Annotated in this window: 13 protein-coding genes; 7 read left to right on the top strand and 6 right to left on the bottom strand. The window is 60.0% G+C overall.

Features of this window, described 5'->3' with window-relative positions; all coding sequences use genetic code 11:
- Positions 1-84: 84 nt before the first annotated feature.
- Both ACCD02_RS13800 and ACCD02_RS13795 read right to left on the bottom strand, forming a co-directional pair.
- Positions 85-1557: an inorganic phosphate transporter gene (locus ACCD02_RS13800; RefSeq protein WP_413302454.1), complete on the bottom strand. Its 1473-nt coding sequence runs from the start codon at positions 1555-1557 to the stop codon at positions 85-87.
- 282 nt (positions 1558-1839) lie between these two features.
- Positions 1840-2037: a hypothetical protein gene (locus ACCD02_RS13795; RefSeq protein ID WP_413302451.1), complete on the bottom strand. Its 198-nt coding sequence runs from the start codon at positions 2035-2037 to the stop codon at positions 1840-1842.
- An 822-nt stretch (positions 2038-2859) separates the two neighbouring features.
- On the opposite strand from ACCD02_RS13795, the gene pcaR reads away from it, so the two are divergent.
- The 5 genes from pcaR (at position 2860) to ACCD02_RS13770 (ending at position 8247) form a co-directional block, all read left to right on the top strand.
- Positions 2860-3702 carry a pca regulon transcriptional regulator PcaR gene (gene pcaR, locus ACCD02_RS13790; RefSeq protein ID WP_413302448.1) on the top strand — a complete coding sequence of 281 codons (843 nt, stop codon included), beginning with the start codon at positions 2860-2862 and terminating at the stop codon, positions 3700-3702.
- Between the two features lie 262 nt (positions 3703-3964).
- Positions 3965-4825 (top strand): CoA transferase subunit A, encoded by an 861-nt coding sequence (locus ACCD02_RS13785; protein WP_413302446.1) that lies wholly within the window; start codon positions 3965-3967, stop codon positions 4823-4825.
- A complete protein-coding gene (locus ACCD02_RS13780; protein WP_413302443.1) occupies positions 4825-5604 on the top strand; it encodes a CoA-transferase subunit beta in 780 nt (259 codons plus the stop codon). Before ACCD02_RS13785 ends, ACCD02_RS13780 begins: the two co-directional genes overlap by 1 nt.
- Positions 5601-6803 carry a 3-oxoadipyl-CoA thiolase gene (pcaF, locus tag ACCD02_RS13775; protein WP_413302481.1) on the top strand — a complete coding sequence of 401 codons (1203 nt, stop codon included), beginning with the start codon at positions 5601-5603 and terminating at the stop codon, positions 6801-6803. Before ACCD02_RS13780 ends, pcaF begins: the two co-directional genes overlap by 4 nt.
- A 151-nt stretch (positions 6804-6954) precedes the next feature.
- A complete protein-coding gene (locus tag ACCD02_RS13770) occupies positions 6955-8247 on the top strand; it encodes an MFS family transporter (protein WP_413302441.1) in 1293 nt (430 codons plus the stop codon).
- Between the two features lie 295 nt (positions 8248-8542).
- Here ACCD02_RS13770 and adeC read toward each other — a convergent pair whose 3' ends face one another.
- Genes adeC through ACCD02_RS13755 form a run of 3 tightly spaced genes read right to left on the bottom strand, consistent with a single transcriptional unit; the run spans position 8543 to position 14313 of the window.
- Entirely contained in the window at positions 8543-10003 is a 1461-nt protein-coding gene (adeC, locus tag ACCD02_RS13765) for an AdeC/AdeK/OprM family multidrug efflux complex outer membrane factor (protein ID WP_413302439.1), read from the bottom strand.
- Complete coding sequence (locus ACCD02_RS13760) at positions 10000-13140, bottom strand: efflux RND transporter permease subunit (RefSeq protein WP_413302436.1); 3141 nt, start codon at positions 13138-13140, stop codon at positions 10000-10002. The genes adeC and ACCD02_RS13760 overlap by 4 nt, the downstream gene beginning before the upstream one ends.
- Before the next feature lie 3 nt (positions 13141-13143).
- Positions 13144-14313, bottom strand: a complete 1170-nt coding sequence (locus ACCD02_RS13755) for an efflux RND transporter periplasmic adaptor subunit (protein ID WP_413302434.1) — start codon at positions 14311-14313, stop codon at positions 13144-13146.
- 202 nt (positions 14314-14515) lie between these two features.
- Between ACCD02_RS13755 and ACCD02_RS13750 the strand changes: the two genes are divergently transcribed.
- Together ACCD02_RS13750 and ACCD02_RS13745 are read left to right on the top strand one after the other, a co-directional pair.
- A complete protein-coding gene (locus tag ACCD02_RS13750) occupies positions 14516-15148 on the top strand; it encodes a TetR family transcriptional regulator (protein ID WP_413302431.1) in 633 nt (210 codons plus the stop codon).
- 334 nt (positions 15149-15482) lie between these two features.
- The gene (locus ACCD02_RS13745; protein WP_413302428.1) at positions 15483-16343 is read left to right on the top strand and encodes a cache domain-containing protein; all 861 of its coding nucleotides are present in this window, start codon (positions 15483-15485) and stop codon (positions 16341-16343) included.
- A gap of 168 nt (positions 16344-16511) precedes the next feature.
- Here ACCD02_RS13745 and ACCD02_RS13740 read toward each other — a convergent pair whose 3' ends face one another.
- The gene (locus tag ACCD02_RS13740) at positions 16512-18017 is read right to left on the bottom strand and encodes an MDR family MFS transporter (protein WP_413302425.1); all 1506 of its coding nucleotides are present in this window, start codon (positions 18015-18017) and stop codon (positions 16512-16514) included.
- Positions 18018-18080 lie beyond the last annotated feature (63 nt).

Genomic DNA, 18080 nt, shown 5'->3' with positions numbered 1-18080 from the left:
TTTTTGGTTTGGGTGTTTCGGTGTTTTCTCGGCCCCCCCCCGCGCCCGCTCTCCCCCCCCCCCCCCCCCGCCCCCCGCCGCTGATCAGGCCAGGACCTTGGAGGCCAGCCAGAACAGCCCGGCCGCCAGGCCGATGGTCACGGGCAGGGTCAGGACCCAGGCCATGAGGATGTTGCGGATGGTGCCGCCTTGCAGGCCGCTTTTGTTCGCAACCATGGTCCCGGCGACGCCGGACGACAGGATGTGGGTGGTCGAGACCGGCAGGCTGAACACGTTGGCCAGGCCAATGGCGCTCGCCGTGGTGATCTGTGCCGACATGCCCTGTGCATACGTCATGCCTTGCTTGCCGATCTTCTCGCCGATGGTCAGGACTACACGTTTCCAGCCGACCATGGTGCCGACGCCCAGGGCCAGGGCCACCGCCAGAATCACCCAGAACGGCGCGTATTCGGTCGGCGCAGTGAGGTCCTTGCGCAGCTTGTCCAGATCGGATTTTTCCCTGGCCGCCAGAGCTGGCAGCTTGCCGACTTTCCGAGCGGTGTCATCCAGGCATAGCAGATAGCGGCGGGCTTCGATGCGGTGTTCAGCGGTCAGCGAGTGGTAATCGGTCACACCATCAAGCGTCGACAGCAGGGCTGCGATAGTTGCCTCAGTCTGCTCCGGGTTGCAGCTGAATCGCCCTGGCAGGTCGCCCGCAGGGGCTTTGCCCAACGCCAGGAACTCGCCCAGAGTGTCGGTGTTGCGCTGATAAAACTGGCTCATGTGCTGGGCCGCGTCACGGGTGCGCTCGATCTGATAGGTGGTGCTGCCGAGGTCGAGGACGAACTGGGCCGGAACGATGCCGATCAGTACCAGCATGATCAGACCAATGCCTTTCTGGCCATCGTTGGAACCGTGCACAAAGCTGACGGCCATGGCCGAGATCACCAGTACCAGGCGATTCCAGAATGGCGGGTGCTTCTTGTCGTCCAGCTTGCGACGCTGATCAGGGGTCTTGTGCATCTTCGACAGCGGGCGCCAGGCCTTCAAGGCCAGCAGCACCAGACCGGCAACGATGAAACCGGCCAATGGTGAAAACACCAGGGAGGCGCCGATGTCGATTGCCTTCTGCCAGTTCACGCCCTCGGACAGCGGAATGTCGTTGATCAGGGCATTGGCCAGACCTACGCCGAGGATAGAGCCGATCAGCGTGTGGGAGCTGGAAGCCGGAATACCGAAATACCAGGTGCCCAGGTTCCAGGCGATGGCTGCGGCCAGCAACGAGAACACCATGGCCAGGCCGTGACCGGTATTGACGTTGATCAGCAGCTCGACCGGCAACAGGTGGACGATGGCGTAAGCGACGCCGACGCCTCCGAGCAGCACGCCAAGGAAGTTGAACACACCCGAAAAGAACACGGCCAGGTGCGGGGGCATTGCCTTGGTGTAAATGACTGTCGCCACCGCGTTGGCGGTGTCATGAAAGCCGTTGATGAACTCGAAGGTGAGGACGAAGGCCAGGGCGAGCAACAGGCTCACAAGCACCCAAGCATCTAGCCCGCTGAATAAATCGATCATGAAGGTTTTCTGACCCGGTCTGAAGGGGGCGGGATTATGACAGAAAAAATACAGATCGATATGACAGCCGCTGATTGGTATCTGCCGACCACGTTCTTTTTTGACCAGGGTCAGTCGTCCTGACGAGCAGGAAGGCTGGCGATAACAACGGTTGTAGACAACGCCCGGTGGCCTCCTGCATTGAGTGGCAGGTGGCAGCGCAGTGATCTTGCGTAAAACCAATGCAGCGCGGACGACCCTCGTGTCCGTCCGTTTACCCGGGCTTCTCGCGAGCAGGCTGAATCAGGATTCTTCCTTCAAATCCTGTTCCATTTTCTGTAGCTCATTCTTGAATGCCTGATCCAGCACGCTGGCTCTTTTGCGCCATGGCTTGCGTTCCGGTTCGGGTTGCGCGGCGTAGGTGGTGATTTCCCCGCCATATACTTCCTTGTAACGTTGTTCCTGGCGCTCAAGTTCCGCGCGCAGTTCATCTTTAGTCACTTTGTTACCTGATTAAGTCAAGTTTAATCCGGTGTTAACGCAGAGCACGGGAAGTGTCGCGCCACAGGAAGACCGTTTTCATAGTGAGCCGGGGGACGTTGAACAATCCCGGCTGGCGGACCTTCTCGCGATAGGGCGAACACGTTCCCGCAGCTCGCGGCTACGGGCACCAGAACATACCGTTGTCGTAGCGACAATCATTCATTTGGGGCTGTCTTGACTGGGCGTTCAGGGGCTACATCACGGCGAATTCGCTGTGTAGCGACATCGATACGATCGATCTGCACCACGCCGGGTATGAAATGGGCAAAATCCCGGCAGCAGTAATATCCAGTCAAGTGCTTGTCACTATCTCCAAGAACTTGGTTGGCGTCAACTCTATATGTTGTCTGACTACTGCATGAGTTTCCGAGGTACTGTTTTTCTGTACGACGTTTCTGAAGTTTTGGTCAGGTGATAGATATGGCGAAACTTTCAGTCACGAGATATTGAGGCGCCGAGGCAACATTCTGACAAGCCTTTCAGGACGGCTGAATTAAAGAGAAAGGATTTGCGTGCGGCGTGACGGGAGCCAGATGCGGGAAGAAAAACGGCCTTGCTTCATGAGCAAGGCCGTGCCTTGGACTTCTCAGTGGGTACCTGACCAGTATTTCCAAGAAGTCACTGTAAGGCAGGTGCAAAGGTATAAGCATCTTTGCAATGGGTCAATTGCGATTATCGGCCAGTCGTTCGATAATCGCCCAAAGCGAATGCGGGGCATTGGCATATAAATCCCGCAAGCCTCTGTTTACAGGGCCTGCGTGGACGTGATGAGGTGTCGGGATGAATGATGAACTGCGAAATTCTTTTGCCTCTCTGGCGCCGCCCATCGTGGCGTCGCCCGCCAAGCGGATCCAGGCACTGACCGGCGACCCGGATTTCATGACTTCGCTCGCCCGTGGTCTGGCGGTGATCCATGCCTTTCAGGAACGCAAGCGACACCTGACCATCGCCCAGATCAGTCACCGCACCGAGATCCCCCGTGCGGCCGTGCGGCGCTGTCTGCATACCCTGATCAAGCTAGGTTATGCCACGACCGATGGGCGGACTTATTCGCTATTACCCAAGGTCCTGACGCTGGGCCATGCCTATCTGTCTTCCACGCCCCTGGCGGTTTCTTCGCAGCCGTATCTGGATCGCATGAGCGACGAGTTGCACGAGGCCTGCAACATGGCGACCCTGGAGGGCGATGACATCCTTTATATCGCCCGTTCGGCCACGACCCAGCGTCTGATCTCGGTGGATCTGTCCGTCGGCGGTCGTCTGCCAGCCTATTGCACATCCATGGGGCGAATCCTGCTGGCGGCGCTGGATGATGTGTCTTTGCAGGAATATCTCGACCACGTCGACCTGCAACCCAAGACCAGCCGTACCTTGCGCACGCCCGAGGCGTTGCTGGAGTGCCTGCAACTGGTCCGGCAGCAGGGATGGTGCATCGTCGATCAGGAGCTGGAGCAGGGCCTGCGCTCGATTGCCGTGCCGGTCTATGACGCTTCTGGGCAGGTACTGGCGGCGCTGAATGTCAGCACCAGTGCCGGGCGAGTGGCCCGCAGCGAGCTGGAGCAGCGTTTTCTGCCAATCATGCTCAATGCCAGTCGGGATTTGAGTACGCAGTTGTTTACCTGATCCGAACAACCTTTAGCTGACTGAACAACTCTGTAGGAGCGAGGCTTGCCCGCGAAGGCTTCGAAGCGATATATCAGGCATACCGTGTCGAAGCCTTCGCGGGCAAGCCCGGCTCCAACGAATTGCTCGACTAGAATTGTGCGATTAACGAACACTTAGTCGATTATCGGATTGTCCGCTTGCAAGCCCAGGCTTAACCTCAATCACATCCCGGCGCACTTGCGCCATCCACTGATTGTGATGTTGAGTTTGGGAGCACCTCATGGCTGAAGTCATTTCTCTGCACGATGCCGTGAAGCAATTCGTCAACGATGGCGACACCGTTGCACTGGAAGGCTTCACCCATCTGATTCCCAACGCCGCTGGCCACGAAATCATTCGCCAGGGCAAGAAAGACCTGACTCTGGTGCGCATGACGCCGGATCTGATTTATGACCAATTGATCGGCGCTGGTTGTGCGAAAAAGCTGATTTTCTCGTGGGGCGGTAACCCCGGTGTCGGTTCGCTGCACCGTCTGCGTGATGCCGTAGAAAAACAGTGGCCCCATGCGCTGGAAATTGAAGAACACAGCCATGCCGACCTGGCGAACGCCTACGTAGCCGGAGCGTCCGGACTGCCGTTTGCGGTACTGCGTGCTTACGCCGGTTCTGACCTGCCCAAGGTCAACCCGCTGATCAAGACCGTGACCTGCCCGTTCACCGGTGAAGTGCTGGCTGCGGTGCCTGCCGTTCGTCCCGATGTCACAGTGATCCATGCGCAGAAGGCTGATCGCAAAGGCAATGTGCTGCTGTGGGGCATCCTGGGTGTGCAGAAAGAAGCCGCCCTGGCCGCCAAGCGCTGCATCGTCACCGTTGAAGAGATCGTCGATGACCTCAAGGCGCCGATGAACGCCTGCGTCCTGCCGACCTGGGCGTTGAGTGCGGTATGCCTGGTGCCCGGCGGCGCGCATCCGTCCTACGCCCATGGCTACTACGAGCGCGATAACCCGTTCTATCAGGCGTGGGACCCGATCGCCCGTGACCGTGCGACCTTTACCGCCTGGATCGACGAATACATTCACGGTACCAAGGATTTCAGTGAATTCCAGAGCAAGCTGGCGGCCAGCGCTGCGGAGGCAAAGTAATGACTTACACCACTAATGAAATGATGACCGTGGCTGCTGCCCGTCGCCTGCGCAATGGCGCGGTGTGCTTTGTCGGCATCGGCCTGCCTTCCAAGGCCGCCAACCTTGCCCGCCTGACCTCGGCGCCTGACGTCGTACTGATCTACGAATCGGGCCCGATCGGCGCCAAGCCCAACGTGCTGCCGCTGTCCATTGGCGACGGCGAACTGGCGGAAACCGCCGATACTGTGGTCGCCACCAGCGAAATTTTCCGCTACTGGCTGCAGGGTGGGCGTGTCGACGTGGGGTTCCTCGGTGCGGCTCAGGTCGACCGTTTCGGCAATATCAACACGACGGTGGTCGGTGATTACCACAACCCGAAAGTGCGTCTGCCGGGTGCCGGTGGCGCGCCGGAAATCGCCGGGTCCGCCAAGTCGGTACTGATCATCCTCAAGCAGTCGTCGCGTTCGTTCGTCGACAAGCTGGACTTTATGACCTCGGTCGGCCACGGCGAAGGCGGCGACTCGCGCAAGCGTCTGGGCCTGCCAGGTGCCGGGCCGGTGGGGATTATCACCGACCTGTGTGTGATGGAGCCGGAAGCCGGTACCAACGAATTCGTCGTGACGACACTGCACCCGGGCGTGACCCGTGACCAAGTGGTCGCTGCGACCGGCTGGCCGGTGCGTTTTGCCGAGCACGTCGAGTATTCCGTCGAGCCGACGGAGACCGAGCTGAGCGCCTTGCGTGATCTGGAAGCGCGCACTGCTGCCGCCCACGGCCAAGCCCCGGGAGAAGCCTGATGCGTGACGTCTTTATCTGCGATGCCATTCGCACCCCTATCGGCCGCTTTGGTGGTGGCCTGGCCACGGTTCGTGCTGACGACCTGGCCGCCGTGCCGATCAAGGCGCTGATGGAGCGCAACCCCTCGGTGAACTGGGATGAAGTGGACGAGGTATTCCTCGGTTGCGCCAACCAGGCAGGCGAGGACAACCGCAACGTCGCGCGCATGGCGGCCTTGCTGGCCGGGTTGCCCGAGAGTATTCCCGGCGTGACCCTGAACCGTCTCTGCGCCTCGGGCATGGACGCCATCGGCACGGCTTTCCGCGCCATTGCCAGCGGTGAAATGGAGCTGGCGATTGCGGGCGGCGTCGAGTCCATGTCCCGTGCGCCATTTGTCATGGGCAAGGCTGATTCGGCTTATTCGCGGGCTATGAAGCTGGAAGACACCACTATTGGCTGGCGCTTTATCAACCCGTTGATGAAGGCTCAGTACGGCGTCGATTCGATGCCGCAAACCGGTGACAACGTGGCCGACGACTACGGTATTTCCCGGGCCGATCAGGATGCCTTTGCCCTGCGCAGTCAACAGCGCGCGGCAGCCTCCCAGGCTGCGGGTTTTTTCGCTGATGAGATCGTGCCGGTCCGGGTTGCCCACAAGAAGGGCGAGACCGTGGTCGAGCAGGATGAGCATCCCCGGGCCGATACGACCCTGGAAGCTCTGACCAGATTGAAACCGGTCAACGGTCCGGACAAGACCGTGACCGCAGGCAACGCTTCGGGCGTCAACGACGGCGCCGCCGCCCTGATCCTGGCCTCGGCAGAAGCGGTGAAGAAACATGGTCTGACGCCTCGCGCGCGAATTCTCGGCATGGCCAGCGCAGGTGTGGCACCTAGGGTCATGGGCATCGGCCCGGTTCCGGCGGTGCGCAAGCTGGTCGAGCGCCTGGGCCTGGCAGTCAGTGATTTCGATGTGATCGAACTCAACGAAGCGTTTGCCAGCCAGGGTCTCGCCGTGCTGCGCGAACTGGGTCTGGACGACGATGCGCCGCAGGTCAATCCGAATGGCGGGGCTATCGCTCTGGGGCATCCACTGGGCATGAGCGGTGCGCGTCTGGTCTTGACCGCGTTGCATCAGCTAGAAAAAACCGGCGGCCGAAAAGGCCTTGCCACCATGTGTGTAGGAGTAGGACAGGGGTTGGCGTTGGCTATCGAGCGATAGACCTACGCAAAACCACACCGTTACAACCGCCCGGGCCATCGGGCTGCCTCCACGAAAGGGCAGCGCGATGGCCTGGGCGATTGTGCTGGTGGCGCAAGGATGTTACAGATTGTATCCAGGAACGTGCGATTACATAAAACCGGGGAAAATAATGACAACGACAACGCCGTACACCTCTGAAGAGCGCAAGAAAAGGATCTTTGCGATCGTGGGCGCTTCTTCAGGCAACCTTGTCGAGTGGTTCGACTTTTACGTCTACGCCTTTTGCGCGATTTACTTTGCACCGGCTTTCTTCCCGTCCGACGACCCTACCGTGCAGTTGCTCAACACGGCCGGTGTGTTTGCCGCAGGCTTCCTGATGCGGCCGATCGGCGGCTGGCTGTTCGGTCGCGTGGCTGACAAGCACGGGCGCAAGAACTCGATGATGATCTCGGTACTGATGATGTGCGGCGGCTCGCTGATCATCGCCTGCCTGCCGACCTACGCCTCCATTGGTGCCCTGGCTCCGGCGCTGTTGCTGCTGGCGCGTCTGCTGCAAGGCCTGTCGGTCGGTGGCGAATACGGCACTACCGCAACTTATATGAGTGAAGTGGCCATGCGCGGTCAGCGCGGCTTCCTCGGCTCGTTCCAGTATGTGACCCTGATCGGCGGCCAGTTGCTGGCGGTGCTGACCGTGGTGATCCTGCAACAATTCCTCAGCACCGAAGAGCTCAAGGCCTACGGCTGGCGCATTCCGTTCGTGGTCGGCGCCATTGCGGCGGTGATCTCCCTGTTCCTGCGTCGCTCGCTGAAAGAAACCACCAGCAAGGAAACCCGTCAGGACAAAGATGCAGGCAGCATAGCGGCACTGTTCCGCAATCATAAAGCCGCCTTCATCACCGTACTGGGTTACACCGCAGGCGGCTCGCTGATTTTCTACACCTTTACCACTTACATGCAGAAGTTCCTGGTCAACACCGGCGGCATGAACCCTAAGACCGCCAGCTACGTCATGACCGGCGCGTTGTTCGTGTACATGTGCATGCAGCCGCTGTTCGGTATGCTGGCCGACCGCATCGGGCGTCGCGCTTCGATGATGCTGTTTGGCGGCCTGGGTACGATCTGCACCGTGCCGTTGCTGATGACGCTCAAGACCACCACTGACCCGTTCATGGCGTTCCTGCTGATCACGTTGGCTCTGGCCATTGTCAGTTTCTACACCTCGATCAGCGGCCTGGTAAAAGCCGAGATGTTCCCGCCACAGATCCGCGCCTTGGGTGTTGGCCTGTCGTACGCAGTCGCCAACGCCGCATTCGGCGGTTCGGCTGAATACGTGGCCCTGAGCCTGAAGGCCCAGGGTGTGGAAAACAACTTCTACTGGTATGTGACGGTGATGATGGCCGTGGCCTTCCTGTTCAGCCTGCGCCTGCCGAAGCAACCGGCGTATCTGCATCACGATCATTGATCTGAGCGGCAATAAAGAACCCACCGACTGGTGGGTTTTTTATGTGCGATCAGGCGCAACACTGCTAGCTGAAACATGCTGGTTGTGGGAGTGAATTGTGGGAGCGAATTCATTCGCGAAGAGGCCGGTACATTCAATGCAATTTCAATAGCCTGAATACCTTTTTCGCGAATGAATTCGCTCCCACAGAGTTCGCCCCCACAACGTGATGCCGCCGATGGCTCAAGCAGCACAAAACAAAATGCCCCGAACAGGTCGGGGCATTTTGGCTACAGCTTCAATCAACAACCACGAATCAGAACAGTTGCACTGCCGGCTTCTCGGTCGAGATCGGCTGGACCTTTTGCGTCTGTTCGTTCCAGCCGCCACCCAGGGCCTTGTACAGATTGACCTCGCTGGTCAGCTGGGACAGGCGATCGCTGATCAGCGACTGCTGCGCGCTGAACAGCGAGCGCTGGGCATCGAGGAAGGTCAGGTTGCTGTCGATCCCGATGCGGTAGCGGCGCTCGGCCAGGCGGTAGTAGTCCTGGTTGGCATTGACGAAATCACGCTGGGCCTGCAGCTGTTCGCTGTAAGTCTTGCGTGCGGCCAGGCCATCGGAGACTTCCTGGAAGGCAGTCTGGATGGTTTTTTCGTAGTTGGCCACGCCAATGTCTTTCTGGATCTTGGAGTAGTCCAGGCTGGCACGCAGGCTGCCGGCGTTGAAGATCGGCAGGCTGATGCTCGGCTTGAACAGCCAGGTGCCGGAACCGCCGTTGAACAACCCGGACAGGTCCGGGCTGAGGGTACCGGCATTGGCAGTCAGGCTGATGCTCGGGAAGAACGCAGCCCGCGCCGCGCCGATATTGGCGTTGGCAGCCTTGAGCTGGTGCTCGGCCTGGAGGATGTCCGGACGACGTTGCAGCAGCTCCGACGGCAGGCCTGCCGGCAGTGGCGTCAGCAGGTCGGCACTCAACGGCTGCGCCGCTGGCAGGTCGGCCGGCAGGCCGGTACCCAGCAGCAGTGTCAGGTTGTTCAGGTCCTGGGCCACCAGGCGTTGGTACTGGGACAGCTTGACCCGGGCGCTTTCCACCGAGGTCCGCGACTGGGCCAGATCCAGCGCCGAAGCGACACCGACTTCATTACTGCGTGAGGTCAGCTTGAAGCTCTGTTCGAAGGCGTCGAGGGTATCTTCGGTGAGCTTGAGCTGCTCTTTGTCCGCCTGCCAGGTCAGATAGGCGTTGGCGACGTTGGCCACCAGGCTGATCTGCGTGCTGCGGCGGGCTTCTTCACTGGAGAAGTAGGTTTCCAGCGCCTGCTCGCTGAGGCTGCGTACGCGACCGAACAGATCCAGCTCGTAGGCGCTGACGCCCACGGTGGCCGAATACTGACTGGTGATGCCGGCTTTGCCGCTTTGTGACAGATCAGCCGGAACCCGCTGGCGACTGCCGCTGCCATCGGCGGACACGGCCGGGAACAGATCGGCGCGCTGGATGCGGTATTGCGCACGGTAGGCGTCGATGTTCAGGGCCGCGACACGCAGGTCGCGGTTATTGACCAGGGCCGTCTGGATCAGCTGTTGCAGGGCCGGGTCATGGAAAAACTGGCGCCAGCCCTGTTCGGCTGCCGCGACATTGGCCGATTCGGTCGGCGAGTAGGCCGGACCTTGCGGGTACTGCGCGGCAACCGGCGCCTTGGGCTGGTTGTATTCGGGGATCAGTGAACAGCCGCCGAGAATGAACGCGGTGACTGCCAGAGAGATCAGGGACTTGCTCATTGGCCAGCCTCATCGTGTGAAATTGCGTGCTGTTTCTGCTTGCCCTTGAACAGGCTGGATATCGCTACGAAGAACAGCGGTACCCAGAAGATCGCCAGGACAACGGCGGTGATCATACCGCCAATTACACCAGTACCGATGGAGTGCTGGCTACCCGAACCTGCACCGCTGGAAATGGCCAGTGGTACAACACCAAGGATGAACGCCATGGAGGTCATGATGATCGGACGCAGACGCATCCGGCACGCCTCAATGGTGGCCTCGACCAGGCCTTTGCCTTGCTCATGCAATTCCTTGGCGAACTCGACGATCAGGATGGCGTTTTTCGCCGCCAGGCCCACCGTCACCAACAGGCCTACCTGGAAGAACACGTCGTTGGACAGCCCGCGCAGGCTGGTTGCCATCAAGGCGCCGATAACCCCCAGCGGTACGACGAGGATGACCGCGATCGGAATCGACCAGCTTTCATACAGGGCCGCGAGGCAGAGGAATACCATCAGGATTGAAATCGCATACAACGCTGGCGCCTGGGAGCCCGACAGGCGCTCCTCGTACGACAGACCGGTCCAGGAATAACCGATGCCCGCCGGGAGTTTCTTGGCGATGGCTTCGACTTCCGCCATGGCCTGGCCGGAACTGTAGCCCGGTGCCGGAGTACCCAACACTTCCTCTGCGGTAACGCCGTTGTAGCGCGACAGTTTTGGCGAACCGTAGACCCATTGCCCGGTAGCGAAGGAGTCGAACGGCACCATGGTCCCGGCGCTGTTGCGCACGTACCACTTCTTCAAGTCTTCCGGTTTCATCCGTGCATTGGGCTGGCCTTGTACGTACACCTTTTTCACCCGACCGCGGTCGATGAAGTCGTTGACGTAGTTGCCGCCGAAAGCGATGGACAGGGTGGTGTTGATATCGGTCAGCGATACGCCCTGGGCGCTGGCGCGTTCGTCATCGATCACCAGTTGGTACTGCGGTTCGTCGTTCAAGCCGTTGGGACGGACACCCGCGAGGACTTTGCTCTGGGAGGCCATGCCGAGGAACATGTTGCGCGCTTCCATCAGCTTGGCGTGACCCACGCCACCCTGATCCTGCAAGTACAGGTCGAAGCCGGTGGCGTTACCCAGTTCCAGTACCGATGGCGGAACCACGGCGAAGGACAGGGCGTCGCGGAAGCTGCCGAAGTGCTGTTGCGCACGTTTGGCCAGGGCGAAGACGCTGTTGTCGGCGTTACGTTCATCCCACGGTTTGAGCAGGATGAACGCCAGGCCCGAGCTTTGGCCGCGGCCGGCGAAGTTGAAGCCGTTGACCGTGAACACCGACTTGACCGCTGCACCTTCCTGATCGAGCAGGTAGGTCCGCGCCTTGTCCAGGACATCCTGGGTACGGGCGGCGGACGAGCCGGCCGGGGTCTGCACCTGGGCGAAGATGACGCCCTGGTCCTCTTCCGGCAGGAACGCGCTCGGGATGCGGGTGAACATCCAGATCATGCCGGCGAAGATCAGCGCATAGACCAGCAGCGCCGGGATCTTGTGCTTGAGCATATTGCCCACACCGCGCTCGTAGCTCAGTACGCTGCGGTCGAAGGTGCGGTTGAACCAGCCGAAGAAACCGCGTTTGGGTTGACCGTGTTTCTCATGGTCGATCGGCGCGAGCATGGTGGCACACAGTGCCGGGGTGAAGATCAGGGCGACCATCACCGAGAGGGCCATGGCCGACACGATGGTGATGGAGAACTGTTTATAGATCACCCCGGTGGAGCCGCCAAAGAACGCCATTGGCAGCAGTACCGCCGAAAGCACCATGGCGATACCGACCAGTGCGCCCTGGATCTGGCCCATGGACTTGATCGTCGCATCCCGTGGCGAGAGTTTTTCCTCGGCCATTACCCGCTCGACGTTTTCCACCACAACGATGGCGTCGTCCACCAGCAGGCCGATGGCGAGAATCATGCCGAACATGGTCAGGGTGTTGATGGTGAAACCGGCAGCGGCGAGGATGCCGAAGGTGCCGAGCAGTACCACCGGCACGGTCATTGTGGTGATGATCGTGGCGCGAATGTTCTGCAGGAACAGGTACATCACCAGGAACACCAGGATGATCGCTTCACCCAGGGTATGGACTACCCCGGTAATCGACTCGCTGACTACCGGTGTGGTGTCGTACGGGTAGACGGCTTTCATGCCTGGCGGGAAGAATGGTTCCAGCTGGGCAACCGTCGCGCGGATGGCCTTGGCAGTGTCCAGGGCGTTGGCGCCGGTCGCCAGCTTGATCGCCAGGCCCGAAGCCGGTTTGCCGTTGAACTGTGCATCGACGCTGTAGTTTTCCGCGCCCAGGCCGACTGTGCCGACATCACGGATGCGCACTTGCGAACCGTCGCGGTTGACCTTGAGCAGGATGTTGCCGAACTGCTCAGCGGTCTGCAGGCGGGTCTTGCCGATGATCGTGGCGTTGAGCTGCTGGTTCTTCACCGCAGGCAGGCCGCCCAGCTGGCCGGACGAGATCTGCACGTTCTGGCCGGCAACCGCCGTCTTCACGTCACCTGGCGTCAGCTGGAAGTTGTTCAGCTTGGCCGGGTCGAGCCAGATACGCATGGCGTACTGGGCACCGAAGATCTGGAAGTCACCCACGCCGGAGGTCCGCGAGATCGGGTCCTGCATGTTGGAAACGATGTAGTTGGCCAGGTCTTCCTTGGCCATGCTGCCGTCCTCGGACACCAGACCGATAACCATCAGGAAGTTCTTCACCGCCTTGGTCACGCGGATACCTTGCTGCTGTACTTCTTGCGGCAGCAGCGGGGTTGCCAGGTTCAGCTTGTTCTGCACCTGGACCTGGGCCGTATCGGGGTTCGTCCCTTGGTTGAACGTCGCGGTAATGGTCATGCTGCCGTCGGAGTTACTTTCCGAGCTGACATAACGCAGGTTGTCGATACCGTTGAGTTGCTGTTCGATCACCTGGACCACGGTGTCCTGCACGGTCTGTGCAGAGGCACCCGGGTAGGTCACCTGAATGGCAATGGCCGGTGGTGCAATGGCCGGGTATTGGTTGATCGGCAAATTGAGGATTGCCAGAGCCCCGACCAGCATGATCACCAGGGCAATTACCCAGGCGAAAATCGGGCGGTCGATAAAAAATTTCGACATGAATTACTCCGCTTTACTGCCTGAGGCTTTTTCAGTTGCCGGGGCAGGGGCCGGGGATGCTGGCTTGGCCACGTTGCTCGCTTCGCTGACTTTCACTTCCACGCCTGGCTTGACGAATTGCAGGCCTTCGGTGATGACGCGATCACCGGCGTCCAGGCCTTTCTCCACCAGCCATTCGCTGCCGACGGTGCGATTGGCAACCAGGGTGCGCAATTCAACCTTGTTGTCCTTGTTGACGATCAACGAGGTCGGCGTGCCCTTGAGGTCACGGGTCACGCCTTGTTGCGGAACCAGGATGGCCGAGTCATTCACACCGGCCTGCAGGCGGGCGTGGACGAACATGCCGGGCAACAGGCGATGGTCCGGGTTGGGGAACACGGCGCGCAGGGTGACGGAGCCGGTGGTCTGGTCAACCGAGACTTCCGAGAACTCCAGCTTGCCTTCCTGGCCGTAGACGCTGTTGTCTTCCAGGGTCAGCTTGACCTTGGCGGCGTTGTCGCCGGCTTTCTGCAATTTGCCGCTTTCCAGATCGGCGCGCAGGCGCAGCATGTCAGCCGAGGATTGCACGACGTCGACGTAGATAGGGTCCAGTTGCTGGATGGTCGCCATCGCGTCGGTCTGGGAACTGCTGACCAGAGCACCTTCAGTCACCGACGAGCGACCGATACGGCCGGAAATCGGCGCCAGTACCTTGGTGTAGCGCAGGTTGATCTCCGCAGTCTGCAGAGCGGCCTGGGCTTCCAGGGCGGTGGCCTGGGCGTTGTCCAGTTCCTGGCGGCTGACGGCCTGCTCGGCGATCAGTTGCTTGTAGCGATCAGCCAGGGACTTGGCCGATTGCAGCGTGGCCTTGGCACTGTTGGCGGTGGCTTCGTAAAGCGCAGGGTCGATCTGATACAGCTGCTGACCGGCCTTGACGTCGCTGCCTTCGGTAAACAGACGCTTGAGAATGATGCCGTTGACCTGCGGACGGACTTCGGCGATGCGGAAGGCAGTGGTGCGCCCCGGCAGCTCGGAAGTCAGGGTGTAGGACTGAGCTTTCAGGGTGACTACACCGACCTGAGGAGGCGGGGGCGCCGAAGCGGGGGCCGCTTCTTCTTTTTTGCCGCATCCGCTGAGCAGTGATGCCAAGGCGACGGCGGTGACCAGTACGGTAACAGCTGGCTTGAATTGCATGAAGATCCTCGGGTCAGGAGCCTGGTGCTCAAGAAAAGTGATAGGGCAAAAATTGGAACTGGATAAGTAGCATGCTAATGAATATACTTACATTCACGGTTGTTTGTAAATAGCCGGACGGGCATCATTTAGCATCGCTCGCGTTACTCCGTCGTTGCCCATAGAGGCAGCGTGCGGCATTTTGATTGAGGTTTTTACTGCCATGGTCCGACGTACCAAAGAGGAAGCGCAGGCTACTCGCAGCCAGATTCTCGAAGCTGCCGAGCAAGCGTTCTATGAGCGCGGAGTCTCGCGTACCACGCTTGCCGATATCGCCAACCTCGCGGGCGTCAGTCGTGGTGCTATCTATTGGCACTTCAGTAACAAGGCTGACTTGGTCCAGGCAATGCTCGACAGCATTCACGAACCCCTGGAAGAACTTGCCCAGGCCAGTGAAAGCGAAGCCGAAGCCGACCCGCTTGGCTGTGTGAAAAAGCTGCTGATTCACCTGTTTCATCAAGTTGCCCTGGACCCGAAAACCCGTCGCATCAATGAAATCCTGTTTCATAAGTGCGAATTTACCGATGAGATGTGTGACTTGCGCCGCCAGCGCCAGGCGGCTTTGCTCGAAGGCAATTACCGGATTGGATTGGCGCTGAGTAATGCCGTACGCAAGGGTCAGTTACCCGCTTCCCTGAATACCGCGCGTGCCTCGGTCTGCCTGCACGCCTACATTGACGGCATCCTGCGCCAATGGTTGCTGATCGGTGATGCCTATTGCCTGTGTCAGGACGCTGAGCGGCTGGTGGATGCCGGGCTCGATATGTTGCGCCTGAGTCCAGCCCTGCGTGACTGACTGAATAATCGCTGCCATGGCAGCGATTGGCCAATATAGCCTCATGTTGCTTCGTCTGCATCTATATCTAAGTATTGTGTGTTCAGACAGAAGCTTTACCCAGTCCTTACCTATCTTCATGTTCGCGGACAATGGTCTAACTGCTACGGGTTTTAGCGGATTCTTCAGGGGATATTCAGGAAATCTTCTGATACATCTGTAGGAACATTCTTCATTAAGAAGCGGCATTCGAGACAAACTCCAGCCGAAAGCTATCTCCTCTCCCCGTGAATGCTTCCCCATAGAGAACGCACGGCTAAGCTGTTGCGCAATCCATACCCATGAGGAATTTGCCATGCGGCGGCTGTCACGAAGTATCGTTCTTACAAGCGTCTTGAGCTGGCTGTGTCTGACCCTGTCGGGGCAGGTCCTGGCCGGTGCCGCCAGCCCCGACCAGGCGCCTGCGGCCAAGGCGTTGCTGGAACGAGCGGTGGCGCGTTATCAGAACGACGGCGACAAGGCGTTTGCTGCTTTCAGTCGCCAGGGCGAATTCATTGACGGTGAGCGTTATGTCTTTGTGGTCGACACCAAGGGTGTGATGCTGGCCAGCGGCGGGCCTTCGGTGGCCTTGATTGGTCGCGATGTATCCCAGGTGCTGGAACCAGACCTGCAGAAGGCCTTCAAGGAAGTCTTGCAGACACCGGAGAGCAAGGGTATCCAGCAGGCCGAATATCGCTGGAACAACTGGGCTGACGGTAAGGTCGAGCGCAAGCGCGTGTATTTCCAGCGCGTGGGTGAACGCATCCTGGCGGTGGGTTACTACGTACCCCGAGCCTCCGCTGAACAGGCCCGGGGCCTGCTGGACAAGGCCAGCGATGCCCTCAAGCGCGACGAAAGCGCCACCCTGGCTGCGATCAATAATCTCAGTGGCGGCTTTATCCAGGACGATCTCTACGTGTTCGTGGTCAATCTTGACGACAACCGCTACGTCGCCCACGGCACCAACCTGCGCCTGGTCAATACCGATTTCAACAAGGTCAAGGATCCTCAGGGCAAACCGGTAGGCGCGCCAATCCTGGCGCTGGCGCGCAAGCAGGATGAAGGCCAGTACGAATACCACTGGCGCAACCCGGTGACCGGCAAGGTCGAGAACAAGCACGCCTATATCCGCAAGGTTGGCCATTATCTGGTGGCGGTGGGGTATTACAGCCAGTGACGAATCACGACACCGCTACTGAATTGGAATGAGATTGTAGGAGCTGCCGAAGGCTGCGAAAGCGGTGCATCAGACAGACCCCATTCGCAACCTGTGGCAGCTCCTGCAAATCCGCGTTTACAGAGCGTGAACGCAATATGTGAGGAGAACAATGTCCTCCTTTGATACTTATTCCTTGTGACCTCTTCCGCGCAGCAAGTTATTCGGCATCGCCAGTGCCGCCGCCAGCCCGAGCAGGGCAATGCCCGCGTTGATCATGAACAAGTGGCGGAAGGTCACGGCCAGCTCCTCGCGCAAATTCGCCAGTGCCGGACCACTGGCCGCATTAAGACTATCCATGAGCACATTCCCCGAGCTGCCCTCGACGCCCATTCCCGCACCGGTCAAATGAGCCAGATCGGTGCCTTGTAACATCGCCAGCAGAATCGCCGACATGCAGGCCACGCCCACGGCGCCGCCCAGGGAGCGGAACAGGTTGGTAGTGCTGGTACCCACGCCCATGTCGTGCAAGGCCACCGAGTTTTGTGTGCCGACCAGCGAAGTCGGGAACTGTAAGCCGCAGGCTACGCCGGTCAACAGCATGAACAGCCCGGTCAGCAGGGCCGATTCCGGCGGCGTGAAGGCCATGCCGAGAATGGCCAGGGGCATCAGCAAGGCGCCGGTGAGGATGATCGGCTGATAGCGCCCGGTCAGAGAAGTGCGTCGCCCGCCCATGAACGCGCCCATGGGCATCCCCAGGGCCAGCGGCAGCAGGTGAATGGCTGCGCTATCGGCGCCACCGCCGGTTACGGTCTGCAAGCGCAGCGGTACCAGCACGATCAGGGAAATGGCCTGGAAACTGGTGAAGAACACCGTGCACCAGCACAACACCGCGCTGCGATTGGCAAACAGGTGCATGGGCAACAACGGCTCGCGGGTACGCCGCTCAACGACCACGAAGACGATCAGCGCCAGCAGGGCCAGGCCCAACTGGGTAAGGACCTGGCGATCACGCCAGTCATGGCCCTGGCCGATTTCGGTGATGCCCAGCAGCAGGGCGGTCAGGCCGACAATCATCAATAGCGTGCCGACGTAGTCGATGACCGGCTTGCGATTGGGTACCGGCAAGCCGCGCAGGGTGCGGTGGGCAGTGATCCAGGCAAGCAGGCCCAGGGGCAGGTTGATCAGGAACACCCAACGCCACGACACGTACTCGGTCATGACACCGCCCAGCACCGGCCCGGCGACACTGGCCAGGGCGTACATGCCGCTGAAGTAGCCCTGATAACGGCCACGTTCACGCGGTGGCACGATGTCGCCAATGATCGCCTGGCTGATCGATACCATGCCGCCCGCGCCGATCCCCTGCAGCACCCGCGCCAGCACCAATTGCTCCATGCTTTGCGCCATGCCGCAGAACAGCGAGGCCAGGGTGAACAGGGCGAGGCCGAACAGCAGGATCTTGCGTCGCCCATACAGGTCGCCGAGCTTGCCGTAGATCGGCACGGCCACGGTCAGGGCGACCATATAGGCGGAAATCACCCAGGCCAGCAGGTCAAAATCCCTGAACTGCGCAGAAATGGCCGGTATCGAGACGGCAACGATGGTTTGATCGAGGGCGCTGAGAAATACCGCCATCATCAACGCGAACAGAACGCTGCGAATGGAAGGCGTGGTCTGATTGAGGTTGGTCAAGGCAGGACTCGGCAGACAATGACCCGCAAAAGAGCGGGAGAAGTCATGCCAGTCTAATCCGAT

Origin of the sequence: Pseudomonas sp. Pseusp88 (assembly GCF_047303955.1) — a bacterium.
Taxonomy (GTDB): domain Bacteria; phylum Pseudomonadota; class Gammaproteobacteria; order Pseudomonadales; family Pseudomonadaceae; genus Aquipseudomonas.
The sequence above is the reverse complement of the archived record's forward strand: the minus strand, read 5'-3'. Positions and strand labels throughout refer to the sequence as shown.

What these genes read in the sequence shown, in the direction of transcription:
- ACCD02_RS13750 (WP_413302431.1), top strand. Translation starts at nt 14,516, where the DNA reads ATGGTCCGACGTACCAAAGAGGAAGCGCAGGCTACTCGCAGCCAGATT.
- ACCD02_RS13745 (WP_413302428.1), top strand. Translation starts at nt 15,483, where the DNA reads ATGCGGCGGCTGTCACGAAGTATCGTTCTTACAAGCGTCTTGAGCTGG.
- adeC (WP_413302439.1), bottom strand. Translation starts at nt 10,003, where the DNA reads ATGAGCAAGTCCCTGATCTCTCTGGCAGTCACCGCGTTCATTCTCGGC.
- ACCD02_RS13800 (WP_413302454.1), bottom strand. Translation starts at nt 1,557, where the DNA reads ATGATCGATTTATTCAGCGGGCTAGATGCTTGGGTGCTTGTGAGCCTG.
- ACCD02_RS13760 (WP_413302436.1), bottom strand. Translation starts at nt 13,140, where the DNA reads ATGTCGAAATTTTTTATCGACCGCCCGATTTTCGCCTGGGTAATTGCC.
- ACCD02_RS13785 (WP_413302446.1), top strand. Translation starts at nt 3,965, where the DNA reads ATGGCTGAAGTCATTTCTCTGCACGATGCCGTGAAGCAATTCGTCAAC.
- pcaR (WP_413302448.1), top strand. Translation starts at nt 2,860, where the DNA reads ATGAATGATGAACTGCGAAATTCTTTTGCCTCTCTGGCGCCGCCCATC.
- ACCD02_RS13755 (WP_413302434.1), bottom strand. Translation starts at nt 14,313, where the DNA reads ATGCAATTCAAGCCAGCTGTTACCGTACTGGTCACCGCCGTCGCCTTG.
- ACCD02_RS13780 (WP_413302443.1), top strand. Translation starts at nt 4,825, where the DNA reads ATGACTTACACCACTAATGAAATGATGACCGTGGCTGCTGCCCGTCGC.
- ACCD02_RS13770 (WP_413302441.1), top strand. Translation starts at nt 6,955, where the DNA reads ATGACAACGACAACGCCGTACACCTCTGAAGAGCGCAAGAAAAGGATC.